Annotated in this window: 13 protein-coding genes and 1 tRNA gene; 7 read left to right on the forward strand and 7 right to left on the reverse strand. The window is 48.8% G+C overall.

What is annotated here, in order from left to right:
* Positions 1–107 precede the first annotated feature (107 nt).
* Both K3G39_RS00605 and cphA read left to right on the forward strand, forming a co-directional pair.
* Positions 108–178: transfer RNA gene (locus tag K3G39_RS00605), tRNA-Cys, on the forward strand.
* A 798-nt stretch (positions 179–976) separates the two neighbouring features.
* Positions 977–3,607 (forward strand): cyanophycin synthetase, encoded by a 2,631-nt coding sequence (cphA, locus tag K3G39_RS00610; protein WP_220624226.1) that lies wholly within the window; start codon positions 977–979, stop codon positions 3,605–3,607.
* A gap of 180 nt (positions 3,608–3,787) precedes the next feature.
* On the opposite strand, the gene K3G39_RS00615 is transcribed toward cphA, so the two are convergent.
* The gene (locus K3G39_RS00615; RefSeq protein ID WP_220624227.1) at positions 3,788–4,768 is read right to left on the reverse strand and encodes a hypothetical protein; all 981 of its coding nucleotides are present in this window, start codon (positions 4,766–4,768) and stop codon (positions 3,788–3,790) included.
* Between the two features lie 76 nt (positions 4,769–4,844).
* Here K3G39_RS00615 and K3G39_RS00620 point away from each other — a divergent pair, with 76 nt between their 5' ends.
* From K3G39_RS00620 to K3G39_RS00630, 3 genes are all read left to right on the forward strand, one after another.
* On the forward strand, positions 4,845–5,438 hold the full coding sequence (locus K3G39_RS00620) for a methyltransferase (RefSeq protein WP_220624228.1): 594 nt from the start codon (positions 4,845–4,847) through the stop codon (positions 5,436–5,438).
* A 150-nt stretch (positions 5,439–5,588) separates the two neighbouring features.
* The gene (gene kdsA / locus K3G39_RS00625) at positions 5,589–6,398 is read left to right on the forward strand and encodes a 3-deoxy-8-phosphooctulonate synthase (RefSeq protein WP_220624229.1); all 810 of its coding nucleotides are present in this window, start codon (positions 5,589–5,591) and stop codon (positions 6,396–6,398) included.
* Positions 6,399–6,470: 72 nt separating this feature from the next.
* Complete coding sequence (locus K3G39_RS00630; protein ID WP_220624230.1) at positions 6,471–7,247, forward strand: DUF695 domain-containing protein; 777 nt, start codon at positions 6,471–6,473, stop codon at positions 7,245–7,247.
* On the opposite strand, the gene K3G39_RS00635 is transcribed toward K3G39_RS00630, so the two are convergent.
* Entirely contained in the window at positions 7,244–8,029 is a 786-nt protein-coding gene (locus K3G39_RS00635; RefSeq protein ID WP_220624231.1) for an O-methyltransferase, read from the reverse strand. The two genes, K3G39_RS00630 and K3G39_RS00635, sit on opposite strands and share 4 nt — an antisense overlap.
* A gap of 249 nt (positions 8,030–8,278) precedes the next feature.
* On the reverse strand, positions 8,279–8,665 hold the full coding sequence (apaG, locus tag K3G39_RS00640) for a Co2+/Mg2+ efflux protein ApaG (RefSeq protein ID WP_220624232.1): 387 nt from the start codon (positions 8,663–8,665) through the stop codon (positions 8,279–8,281).
* 98 nt (positions 8,666–8,763) lie between these two features.
* Between apaG and ung the strand changes: the two genes are divergently transcribed.
* Together ung and K3G39_RS00650 are read left to right on the forward strand one after the other, a co-directional pair.
* Positions 8,764–9,426 (forward strand): uracil-DNA glycosylase, encoded by a 663-nt coding sequence (gene ung / locus K3G39_RS00645; protein WP_220624233.1) that lies wholly within the window; start codon positions 8,764–8,766, stop codon positions 9,424–9,426.
* A gap of 216 nt (positions 9,427–9,642) precedes the next feature.
* A complete protein-coding gene (locus tag K3G39_RS00650) occupies positions 9,643–10,302 on the forward strand; it encodes a transposase (protein ID WP_220624234.1) in 660 nt (219 codons plus the stop codon).
* 74 nt (positions 10,303–10,376) lie between these two features.
* Here the strand turns inward: K3G39_RS00650 and K3G39_RS00655 are convergent, their stop codons facing one another.
* From K3G39_RS00655 to K3G39_RS00670, 4 genes are all read right to left on the reverse strand, one after another.
* Complete coding sequence (locus tag K3G39_RS00655) at positions 10,377–11,147, reverse strand: outer membrane lipoprotein-sorting protein (RefSeq protein ID WP_220624235.1); 771 nt, start codon at positions 11,145–11,147, stop codon at positions 10,377–10,379.
* Positions 11,148–11,184: 37 nt separating this feature from the next.
* Positions 11,185–11,550, reverse strand: a complete 366-nt coding sequence (locus K3G39_RS00660) for a DUF2200 domain-containing protein (protein ID WP_220624236.1) — start codon at positions 11,548–11,550, stop codon at positions 11,185–11,187.
* Between the two features lie 69 nt (positions 11,551–11,619).
* A complete protein-coding gene (locus tag K3G39_RS00665; protein ID WP_220624237.1) occupies positions 11,620–12,015 on the reverse strand; it encodes a hypothetical protein in 396 nt (131 codons plus the stop codon).
* 126 nt (positions 12,016–12,141) lie between these two features.
* The gene (locus tag K3G39_RS00670; RefSeq protein ID WP_220624238.1) at positions 12,142–12,612 is read right to left on the reverse strand and encodes a DUF1456 family protein; all 471 of its coding nucleotides are present in this window, start codon (positions 12,610–12,612) and stop codon (positions 12,142–12,144) included.
* Between the last annotated feature and the right edge of the window lie 411 nt (positions 12,613–13,023).

Here is a 13,023-nt window from a genome sequence, read left to right on the forward strand (position 1 = left end):
TAAAAAATAAGGGGCTTATACTTAGCGCTATACCTGATGGCGTTTAAAAAATATAGCCTGATTGTTTGATAAGCATACATCTCTGCTTATATTTGCACTCCAATCAGGGTAACGTGGCCGAGTGGCTAGGCTCAGCTCTGCAAAAGCTGCTACAGCGGTTCGAATCCGCTCGTTACCTCTTCTTCATCGCCCGGTCGGTATTCCTGACCGGGCGATTTTTTTGCCTTTCAGTTCAGATCCCACTTATCTTAGCATCATAAGCCATAGCGCGAGCGTCCTCGCTCGTGAATGGTATGGCCAGGTATAGATCTTTTGCTGTGTAGCTAAGGCTTGTTGCAGGTATAGCAAAGGGTGTTGTTCTATTGTTTGGCCTGGCCGGCTGGGTCCTACTTTTTTTCTTGACAAAAAAGTAGACAAAAAAGTCAAGACTCCCCAAACTCGCTGAACGCTCGAACAGTGGGTAGTTGTAAAGTGCACTTGGCTGTGGAGATTTGCTTCGTAGCTTCAGAGGCAAGTCAGTCTTGCTATACCTGTCAGTGAAATGAGACAGTTACGACATTGCCTACACCTAACAATCAGTAATGACAGAAGTCCCCCTATGAAGGGACAGGGGGATGTTAATCGTGCACAAAAAACCGCAGCATCAGCACTTATACCTGTAAATCTGCAGCGACAGTAAAATCCCCCTGCTGTTTTGGAGGTAGGTCCTCTACCAAAGAAGCTGCTAGGGAAGGTAATTTCACTATAAAGCTATACCTGCTACAAGCCTCAATCTCTATACTCAATCGATCTCTGGGGCCTTTCTATGCCTAAGTAATTATCTCCCAGTTACTTCAATTCGGTTGTGCTGTTTTTTCTAAACGGCCTATATCCTTTGTCTGAGTATAACGTATTGCAAGCAGGCAATTTCACGGTTGCCGTATATCTCAATACCTACAACATATCTGACAGGCAAAACAAGCTGCTTACCCATCCCATGAAGATTACAGACTTGCGCATCATGCGTGGACCAAACTACTGGTCTGTTGAGCATCCCAAAATTATCGTACTAAAGCTGGACCTGGAAGAACTGGCTGATACGCTTACCCACGAAGTGCCCGGCTTCGCTGCTCGATTACAGCGAATGTTTCCCGAGATGTACAATCATCGTGCCTCTGAAGGCGTGGCAGGCGGCTTCTTTAAGTCAATAGAGGAAGGCACTACTTTTGGTCACGTACTGCAGCACATCGCCCTTGAACTGCAAACGCTGGCAGGTATGGAAAGCGGCTACGGACGCTGTTACATGGCGCACGAACAGGGTACGCACTTCGTCATCTTCTCTTACCAGGAAGAACGTGCCGGTGAGTATGCCGCACATGCCGCCCTTCGCATCACGAAAGCACTGATCAAAGGGGAGAAGTATAACCTGGACGAAGACATTGACAGACTGCATCAGATTCGGGAAGATGAATACTTTGGGCCGAGCACGTATTCGATTGTATCGGAGGCGCAGAGCCGTGGTATACCTTACATCCGCCTCAACAGGCACTCGCTCATACAACTAGGCTATGGCGTCAACCAGAAGCGTATTCAAGCTACCATGACCTGCGGCACTGCCTGCTTTGCCGTAGAAATTGCTGGCGACAAGAACGCCACCAAGGAACTGCTCGACGAAGCAGGTATACCTGTTCCCAAAGGCACTACCGTGTATGATCAGGAAGAGCTAAAGCAGGCGGTTGACCGACTGGGGTACCCGTTGGTGCTTAAACCCTTGGATGGCAACCACGGCAAGGGCGCTACGATAAACATCACGAACTGGAAAGATGCGCTCAAAGGGTTGGCTTCAGCACAGCAATTTTCGGAGGGTGTGATCGTCGAGCGTTATATTCAGGGTTTCGATTTCCGCTTGCTGGTGATCAATAAGAAGTTTGTGGCAGCCGCTAAACGTACCCCGGCCATGATAACCGGGGACGGTGTCTCTACAATTAAGCAGCTGGTAGATCGGGAGAACAAAGACCCGAGAAGGGGTGTGGGGCATGAAAAGGCGCTGACCCGCATTAAAATTGATCAGCAAACCAAAAATATTTTAAAGGCCAAAGAGCTTACTACTCAATCGGTTCTGCCTGGAGGGGAGGTGCTATACCTGAAAAGTACGGCGAACATAAGTACTGGAGGCACTGCAACTGACGTTACTGACTTAGTAGATCCTTACAACATCCTGATGGCCGAGCGAATTGCCGGTCTGGTGGGGCTGGATATCTGCGGCATCGACGTGATGACAACTGACATTGCTATCCCGCTTAACGAAGCTGGTGGTGCGGTATTGGAGGTGAATGCGGCGCCTGGTTTTAGGATGCACATTTCGCCGACATACGGGCTGCCGCGCAACGTGGCCGAACCGGTGATTGACATGTTGTTCCCGCATACCAAACCGGCCCGTATTCCGATTGTAGCGGTAACGGGCACCAACGGAAAGACAACTACGACGCGCCTGATCGCGCACATGGTCAAGAGCAAGGGTTATCAGGTAGGGTATACCACCACTGAGGGAATCTACATACAGGACAAACTGCTCGAGAAAGGTGACACCACCGGGGCCTACAGTGCACAGTTTGTGCTTAAGGACCCGACCGTGAACTTTGCAGTGCTGGAGTGTGCCCGTGGCGGCTTGTTGCGCTCAGGGCTGGGCTTCGATCAATGCGATATCGGCATCGTGACCAATGTGAGCTCCGATCACCTGGGGCTGCGCGACATCCATACCCTGGAGGACCTGGCCAATGTGAAGTCGGTGATCCCCAAGAGCGTGAGCAAAGACGGATACGCCATCCTGAACGCGGATGATGACCTGGTATACGCCATGGCGGAAGACTTGAAGTGTAAGGTGGCCTTTTTCAGTATGGACGAGAACAACCCGCGCATACTCAAGCACATTGCCAAAGGCGGACTGGCAGCGGTTTTCGAAAACGGGTACATCTCGATCTTCAAAAACAGCTATAAGATCCGAATCGACCGGGTGGGGGATGTGCCGCTGACCTTTGGAGGAAAAGCAAAATTTAACATAGAGAACATACTGGCCGCTGCGTTGGCCGGCTATGTATCGCACTTTGATATAGAAGACATTAAGCGTGCCCTGCGCACTTTTATACCTTCACCGGATAAAACCCCAGGTCGCATGAACCTGTTCCAGTTCCCGAACTTCGAGGTGCTGGTGGACTACGCACACAACGTGGGCGGTTTGAAGGCCATCGGAGGCTTTATGAAAGACCTGGACGTGTCGCGCAAGGTTGGCATCATAGCTGGTGTTGGCGACCGCAGAACGCAGGATTTCTACGAGATGGGACAAGTGGCAGGGGAGATTTTCGACGAGATCATCATGCGTCTCGACAACGATCTGCGCGGAAAGACAGCCGAAGAAATTACTTTGCCGATGCTGCAAGGTATAGAGGATGTGGCGCCGCACAAGCAGGTGAAGGTGATACCGGAAGAAATGCGCGCCATTGCTTATGCGCTGGAGAATGCCGAACCGGACTCCATTGTGGCCATTTTCACTGAAGATGTGCACGAATCGGTGAAGATGGTGGAGAGCTTTAAAGTAATACAGCACCGCAGCAGTATGCTGGTGGAATAAAGTTTTTCTTGTTGATTAAATTCTAACGCCTGCGTTAGAGAATTTCATGTGAACGATGGACTAAAACCCTTTCCTCAGGATAGGGTTTTTTTTATGGCTATACCTATACCTATCTGAGGCTTGGACATAAAAAAGCCCCGGTCTTTATGGCCGGGGCTTTCAGACTTAAGGGCTTAAATGTTATTTCAGTACGAAGCTGGTTGTTCCGATCAGGAAACCGTCAGCGTAAAGTTCAATGGTATGCTGGCCTTTTTTGTACTCGGCGTTTTTGCTGTACACAAAGCTCACCTGCTGTTGCGTGTTATCAAATACGATGTCGCGTTTGGCAGTGTAGTACATGTCCTGCCCATCGATATCAAAAGAACCTGAACCAGTAGACAGGTTATATAAGGCTGCTCCGTCCGGCTCAATCAGTCGCATGTAGATCGTCTTCGGCTCGCGTGGTGCTACATCGTTTTTACCCAGGTTAAAGGCCACACGAATCTTCTCCACATTTCTGATTCTGAACTCGTTGTCTTTATCATCCAGTTCTTTGCCACGCTTGTTTACTACCTGCACATTCATACGCTGTGCCTCGAGTCTGGAAGCCACTTTCACTTTTTCCACCAGATTATCGTTCGTCGACTTCATGGTGGTCAGGCTGTCGCTGAGGCGGTTCTGCGTTGTTTTGAGCGATGTGTTTTCTGTGAAGAGTACCTCGTTATCCTGCTTGAGCGTAGCGATCTCCTGGTCTTTCTGCTTTAGTTGCTGCTCAAAGGCCTGTGCACGGTCGCGGAAACGACGCTGGTCAGCCAGGCTGTAGCTGCTTTTTCGGAAGCCGCGCAGTTCGGTCAGGTCAGACGAAATAGAGGCGATCTGAGCTTCCAGTGAGTCATTTTCAAGTCCCATCGCCTGAAGTTCCTGGCTCTGGCGCTCGAAATCGGCCTTCAGGGCTTCGTAAACTTTTATCTGGTTCTCCAGTTCTTTATCTTTCACACGGATCACCTCGGCCTGCTCCTCGTTTTTCTCTTTTTTCTGATAATTCATGTACAACAGGATGCCATTGATACTGATCAGGATGACAAGGAGGCCACTAATAAGAAGTTTGCGGTTGCTTCGTTTTTCAGAAGGGTTCATGGGCTGATGTTCTTTTTGGGTGTCTTTTTTTTCCAGCGTACTCATAAATTAAGCTTTTAATGTCTGGAATGGTGCGTATGCAAGTTTCAAATTTAAGACTTTTGTGCTATTATCATACAACATGAAACAAGAATTTAATGCCGACTACTGGCAAAACCGCTACCAACTGGGCCAGACGGGTTGGGATGTTGGGGCTATAACGCCGCCACTCCGCGAATATTTTGATCAGTTGCCTAACACTGGCCAACACATACTGGTTCCGGGCTGCGGCAATGCCTACGAAGCGGAGTATTTATTCCGTAAAGGCTTCACGCATACCTATGTAGCCGATGTTGCCGAAGCGCCCCTGCAACGTTTTTCCGAACGGGTGCAGGACTTTCCCAAAGACCAATTGCTGCTGCAGGACTTTTTTAAACTCGAAGGCAAATTTGACCTGATCGTGGAGCAAACCTTCTTCTGCGCGATCGACCCCAAACTCCGAGCCGATTATGCCCGGAAATGTGCTGAATTGCTCGTGCCAGGCGGAAAACTGGTCGGCTTGCTTTTCGACACTACTTTTGAGCACGTAGGCCCACCTTTCGGCGGCAACCCCGAAGAGTACCGCATCTATTTTGCGCCCTACTTCGAGTTCCTACATTTCGAAATTGCCTACAACTCCATTCCGCCACGGCAGGGGAGGGAGCTATTTGTAGAGTTGAGGAGTTTGGGAGGTTAACCCGTAGGTACAGGTCGCGACCTGTCCGAATCGTGCGCAGCTATAATTTATCAGAATCCTAATTCACTAAATCACCAATGCACTCATTTCTTTATTCCCCCGCATCTGACTAAATTTGCAGACCGAAAGGTATAAACCAAGCAATTGACCATGTTCGAAATACCGAAATTAAAACATACTGGCTCCGGCAACTTCTTCCTGATGGCTGGACCTTGCGCTATTGAAGGCGAGGAAATGGCCCTTCAGATAGCCGAGCGTCTTGTTACGATCACAGATAAACTGGAGATTCCGCTGATTTTTAAAGGATCTTACCGCAAGGCCAACCGCTCCCGCCTGGATTCTTTTACAGGTATAGGCGATGAGAAAGCGCTGCGCATCCTCCAGAAAGTGAGCCAGACCTTTGACCTACCTACCGTAACCGACATCCACGAAAGCGCCGAAGCGGCTATGGCTGCTGCGTATGTGGACGTGCTGCAGATCCCGGCTTTCCTGTGCCGCCAAACCGATTTGCTCGTAGCAGCTGCCAAAACCGGCAAGGTGGTAAATATTAAAAAAGGGCAGTTTCTATCAGGTGAGGCCATGCGCTTTGCGGTGGACAAAGTGCGCGAGTCAGGCAACGACAAAGTGATCCTGACTGACCGTGGCAACAGTTTCGGCTATTCTGATATGGTCGTAGACTTCCGTAACCTGCCGGAAATGCAGACGAATGACGTGCCAGTGGTGATGGACGTAACACACTCACTGCAGCAGCCGAATCAGAGCTCTGGCGTAACCGGTGGCAAACCTGCCCTGATCGAAACCATTGCCAAAGCTGCTATCGCCGTTGGGGCCGACGGTCTGTTCATCGAAACGCATCCGCAGCCGTCTGTGGCCAAGTCAGACGGCGCCAACATGCTGCCACTTGACCAGCTCGAAGATCTGCTCACCAAACTGGTACGCATCGGCCAGGCTATTCGCTAAAAAGCTGATAAACGTATAAGAGGAGAGCATTGACTGTGGTTGATGCTCTCTTTATTTCTTTAGATTATACCTATGACCATACCTGCCCATACCCCCGAGTGGGAAGTTTATTTCTGTGATATTAACGAGCGCCCGGCCTGTGTGAGCGTCGATCTGGCTTTCGAAAACCTGGCTCCTGTACCTGAGAAAGATCGTGCTTTTGAGCTGGTGGTCGCGTTGCAGCAACCTGACGAAGACGGATTTCCGGAAGATGAAGCCGAGTGGGAGCAGCTTGAGGGGATAGAAGAAGCGCTGGTGGAGGAGTTTCAGAACTCGCTGCAGGCCGCTTTTGTGGGTAAACTGCTGCACGACGGCAAACGCAGCTTTTATTTCTACAGCGGACAGGAGGCCTTGCCGGAGGTAATCGCCTCCAACATCATGCAGCAGTTCCCAGCCTATACCTTCGCTTCCAATACCCTCCACGACCCAGACTGGGGCTTATACCTGGACTTCCTGTTTCCGGAGCCCGCTGATATGCAAAGCATCAAAAACAGCCGCATTTTGCACATGATGGAGGAGCAGGGAGATGAACATCACATTCCCCGCCCTATATCGCACTTCATTAGCTTCCCGACGGAAGAAGATCGTGCGGCCTTCAAAAACGCAGCAGAAGGAGCCGGCTATACCTTGGTGCAGGAGGGTGAGAACCAAAATGAGACGAATGTTCCTTTCAGCATCGTGATAGCAAAAGTGCAGGCTGTTCCCGAAGAAGAAATTCACACGACTACCTTAGGGCTTTGGCAATTAGCTGAGGAGTTTAAGGGCGTGTATGGCGGCTGGCAGGCGCAGGTGGTGAAGGAGAACGATTAATAAAGCAGCGTAAAATGCTCTTTCGGCTGCGTTTTACGGAAGAATACCAGGCCGACGTAGAACAAGTCGACAGTCTGGCATACCTGCGGGTGCTGCTTGATCTCCTGCCAGGCTCGCTTCATTTCAGCTGACCAATACAGATCATCCACTACAAACACACTGTGCTCGTGGTGCTTGCTGAGGCAGGCTTCAAAATAGCGTAGGGTCGGTTCGTAACGGTGATTCCCGTCGAAGAACACAAAATCCAGCCGCTTCACTTGCTGCAGTTGCTGGGGCAGCGTATCATCCAGGTTGCCGACCACCTGCTGCACGTGCTGCATCCCCAGCTTTTCAAAGTTAGCTCTTGCTTCGGCTGCTATCGATGGGCAGCCCTCGAAGGTATAGACATTCGCCTCTTTGTTACCCATCGCCAGGTATGAGGTGGTAATGCCAAGGGAAGTGCCCAGATCAAAAATAGTGGTAGGTTGAAAATGTGCTACCAGCCTGAAAAGGAGCTGCGCATATTTAGCAGGTTTAGCCGAGGTGCGGGCAATGTAGCTGATCCTGCGATTTTTCTTTAATCCGGCCTTAGGCCCCGCTCCAAAATCTGTGACAGGTATAGCACGCTCTTCCAGAAGCAGTGCACCACGTAATTCCTCTATAAGGGCATATGAATAATAATCACCTTCGTGCAGAATCACGTTCTGGTAAAGGTCAAAAACGAAAGGGGAGTGAACGCCGTGCAGCTTAAAAGCCCTGAGGCGGTAGAGCAGGTAATTTGCCGCAAGGTGGAAGGGGAGCAAAGTTTAATTGTTAAATTGTTGATGGTTGAATTGTTGTTTCACTATGTGCGCAATCCTGCAGTGAAAACCACAGATTGTGAGAAACTACAAATTTAAAGGTATAGCCGAATTATCAATGAAACAATTAATTCAGGTATAGAGGACTCAACAATTAAGCAATTATCAACTATGCAGGTATATCAGAATTATCAATCAGCAATTAAACAGGTATAGCGAAAACAGCAATTTAACAATTCAGCAATATAAACATCAATTCAGCTTATAAGGGACAATGAGCGAGAACTCAGGTATGGTCACATGAAATTTTTTGCCGTCGACCATGCGCTCCATCAGGTAGGTACCGCGCATTTTGCCCATACCTGTCTTCAGGTTGCAGCCTGACACGTACTCATGCGACTCGCCGGGCTCCAGCACGGGCTGCTGACCGACCACACCTTCTCCTTCCACTTCGCGCATCGTGCCGGTGGCATCGTGTATGTACCAGTGGCGGCGCAAAAGCTTCACCGTGAACTCACTGTTATTCTCTATACTGATCTTATAAGCAAATACGAAGTGCTGCTGTACCGGACTGGAGTAATCGGGCAGGTAGTTGGTTGTGACCGTTACTTTTACTCCTTCTGTAGTTTTTGTATCCATGTTACAGAGTTTTTTGTATAATTAGAATCTGTTTCAGGTATAGCCTTCCGGGGCCTGCTACCTGTTACCAGGCGAACCCCATACCCCTACAGACGAGCATGAATGTAAAGATAGAAGAAAGCTGGCAGAAAATCCTGCAAGATGAGTTTGAAAAGCCTTATTTCAAAAACCTTGTGTCATTTGTTAAAGACGAGTACACCTCACAAAAAGTTTACCCGCCCGGTAACCAGATTTTTAACGCTTTCGAACACTGCCCCTTTGATCAGGTAAAAGTGGTTATTTTAGGACAAGACCCCTATCATGGGCCTAATCAGGCAAACGGATTGGCTTTTTCGGTGAAGGATGGTGTGCGTATACCTCCCTCGCTGGTCAACGTTTTCAAGGAGATCAAAAATGACCTTGGCAAAGACATTCCGACTACCGGAAATCTCGAACGCTGGGCAGAGCAAGGCGTTCTTTTACTCAACGCTACCCTAACAGTGCGTGCCGGCGATGCAGGTTCGCACCAAAAAAAGGGTTGGGAAGAGTTTACCGATGCCGTGGTACGCAAAGTGAATGACCTGAAAACCGGTGTCGTGTTCATGCTGTGGGGAGCTTATGCCCAAAAGAAGGGTGCTTTCATTGACGAAAGCAAACACCTGGTACTCAAAGCAGCCCACCCATCACCCTTTGCCGCCGACCGCGGTTTCTTCGGCACGCATCATTTCAGCAAATCCAACGAGTACCTGAATGCACAGGGCAAAGAGACGATTGATTGGTAAAAGCTGTTTATACTTAATTCTTTTAAGATTTCGACCCACATTTTGTCATCTAGACGATAGGAGAGATCTGGAAAATGTTACATATGATTCAGATTTCTCACTTTGTTCGAAATGACAATAGATCATATATAAACATTAGAAGGGGCTCTGGCCACTACTGTTCGAAACCTTGTCAAGTTCGTATTATGTAACGGGCATACATGAAAGGAGGCTGATATGAAGGCGAAGGATTTACTGGCATTTATCCCTGACCAGGACCTTGCTCAGCTGGCGGCCCGGACGCGGGTGGACCACCAGGTCAAGAAGCTCAGCGGGCGGGTGATGTTTCAACTGCTGCTGCTCTCGCTGTTGGAGGGGGGCAAAGCAAGCCTTCGGGTGATGGAGGAGCTGCTGGCCGTGGGGCAGCAGCCCGAGGGGATGCCCCTCACCGTGCTGAGCGATGCCTGGGTGAGCTTCCGGGAAAAGCCCGGAAGCTACCTCGAAAAGCCCCTGCGCCTGGTCAAGGCCACCCTGGAATCGGGGGAGCAGATCTGCTTTGTCACCAACATCGCCTGGCTGGATGCCTACCAGGTAGCGGCTATCTACAGGGAGCGCTGGCAGATCGAGGTGCTCATCAAGTTCCTCAAGCAGCACCTGCAGCTCGAGCACCTGCAGCTCGAGCACCTGCTCACCCGGGACGTGAACGGCATCCAGGTCATGCGCTACATGACCCTGATCGTGGCCCTGCTGCTCATCGTCTACCGCAAGCTCAACAAGCTCGACAGCGACCGCCGCGCCAGGCTGCGCTTTGCCCAGGAATTGGACGTGGAAATAGTCAGACAGATCGTGCTGCTCTGCGGAGGGGACCCTGCCAAAATGGAAAAATTCGTCACTTGACAAGGTTTCGAACAGTAGTGGGCTCTGGCCCCCTCTATACCTGGTTACGAGCAATGACGCTCGCACCGTATATCTTACTTCCACTTCGTAGTCGAGAACTGAGCCGGGTCAAACCAACTGGGGGCTACTTTCTCGGGGAAGGAAATGTTGAAGTACTCTTCCCGCAGAAACAGCTGGCCGTTATTTTTGAACACGATCTCCGTCGCCACCATATTTCCCTCTATTTCCTGGTACTTGTTCATCTCAACATCGCGTACAACGCCGTTGCTGTTCGTTAATATACGCACCACATAAAGGTTCTCTTTGTCTACCCAATACTGACTGCGGCTTTGGTCATTTGGGTCTGTTGTGCCTACCACATAAGTTTCGCGGCCTTGCCAGGTAGCTTCCGTAAACTGGCTCAGGTCGAAGTTCAATTCCTGCGCCTTGCTGATGGTAGTGGCAGGGTCGTAGAAATACACATCGAAGCTCAGCAATACGAGCGGGTGGATGGAATACTGTTTGTTCACCATCTTGCCTTCCTTAAAGGTATAGACCGTGTCCTGGTTGTAGATCACGCCGTTACCCGTCTCAAAGCCATCGAAGCGAATGTGCAGGTTAGCAGGATAGCTGTAAATTTCCTGCCAGATCTCTTCACGGCTTACCTGATCGTCTTTATAGAAAATAGCCCGCTGGTCGAAGGCAAAGTTCGGATACCACTTGTTTTCCCAGTGGCGGTACATGGCCTCGATCAATTGCTGTCCGGTTTGGGGTTTAGTGGCGGTGTTTGTCATTTTTTGGGTACAAGCTAGGGTGACGAAGGGGAGAAGCAGGTATAGGATGCGGGAGATTAGGGTTTTCTTCACGGTTTTATCGGGGTTTATTAGTTAGGTATTCTGCTTCTTAAGCGGCTCTCAGAATTTTCTCCATTTTTTTGCCTTTTGCCAACTCGTCCACCAACTTATCTAAATACCTGACTTGTTTTGTCAGCGTATTTTCAATTTCTTCGATACGGTAACCACAGATCACTCCCGTTATGAGGTGGGCATTTGGATTTAATTCTGCCTGCATAAAGAATGTTTCAAACGTTGCTTTTTCGTCGGTCAGTTCTTGAAGTTTATTATCATCAAAGCCTGTCAGCCACCTTATCACATGGTGCAGTTCTTCCTTAGTTCTGCCTTTTTTCTCAACTTTTGTGATGTAATGCGGATAAACCGACGCAAAAGTTATCTTGGCCATGCGGGCATCGTGTTCAGGTGTTGTCTTCATCTTTCGTATCGTAATTGCTGATTGAACAGTTAAGCTCGTAAATTAAAAAATGTGAGGTTGATATGTGGTTCAGTACTCTTCTGTCACTATTACTGATGAGTTTTTCATGAGTTTATAGTCACTCTTCCAATTCAGGTAACTTGTGGCGCAGACAAGATTAAGTGAAACTGCCAAAACTATTAGTACAAAGTCAGTTGGCGTTACAGAATCCAGCACTCTTAACATGAAGAACACAAAAACTAAAAGTACAGCGATAATTAAACTGGCCACCACGCTTAAGCTGATGAATAAAAATGGATCGGCTAACTCTCTAATAATATGAAGTTCGCCAATTAGCCAAATTAAACCAACGATAAATAACAAAACAGAAAGGGTTCTAACAATACTCTTCTTCTTTTTCCTGTCTCTATCATCAACGGATGAGATAAAAATCGGCAACTCTGAGAAAAGGTCAAGAATACCCATTAATGGTTTTAAGTTTTTCTATTATTTACTCCTTATCCCTAACAGGGTGGTGCAGCCGAAGCCTGGCAAAGGTTAAGGCTGAACAGGGTTAGGCTTCTACTAAGTTTTGCGGGTTTTAAAACAATCTTATTTACCTGATTCGGGTTTGTGCTTTAGTTGCAAGCCGTGTAGGAAGTTGCGCAGAATCTGGTCTTGAAGCGGGCGGTAATGCTGGTGGTCGGATTTGCGGAAAAAGGCGCTGAGTTCGTGCTTGCTTAAACGGAATTTTACCAGTTCCAGAATATCCAAGATGTCTTCGTCTATCAGGTTCAGGGCAATTTTGAGCTTACGAAGTATGATGTTGTTATTCAGTTTATTTTCGGGCTTAGGTTGCTCGCCTTCCTTTTTGCCGCGTTTCTCGGTTATAAAACCATTGAGGAAAGCAGCCAGGTGCAGGTCGCTCATTTCCTTGAATCCGGGCTCATCTTCCTTTTTCATCAACTCGATGATTTCTGCGCGGGTTACCTGCTCCCCCCCAGACTTAAAAAGCTCCATCAGCTTAGCGTCATTAAAATCGAAGGTATAGCGGAGCCGGCGTAAAATATCGTTGTTTTTCATGTTTATACTTTGAGTGATTTCTTTATAAATACCGCCTTAACGGATTAAGCTTTACGGTGGCATAGCTTACGTAAAGCTCGTGTTGCACTAAACCTTCGGTAGCTGGTTTTAAAAGCAGCGGATAAGGGCTATCTTTTGGAATCACACTTAACTCTTACATAAGATGAAAAAAAAGAACCTACCCTTATCCAGACTGCCTGTACTAATGTAGCGGGATTCAGCGAGCTTTACGAGAAGTTCCGAAAAAAATCACCGTCGCCGGCCGCGGCCAGAGCACGCTCAAAAACTACAGCCACCACCTGGCCCAGGTGGCCCTGCACTTTAACTGCCTGCCCACCGAGCTGGACTGCGACCAGCTCAACGACTACCTCTACCTGGTAAAGCGGGAGCACAACACCCCCTCCAACTCCT

The organism is Pontibacter sp. HSC-14F20 (genome assembly GCF_019599265.1).
GTDB lineage: Bacteria > Bacteroidota > Bacteroidia > Cytophagales > Hymenobacteraceae > Pontibacter.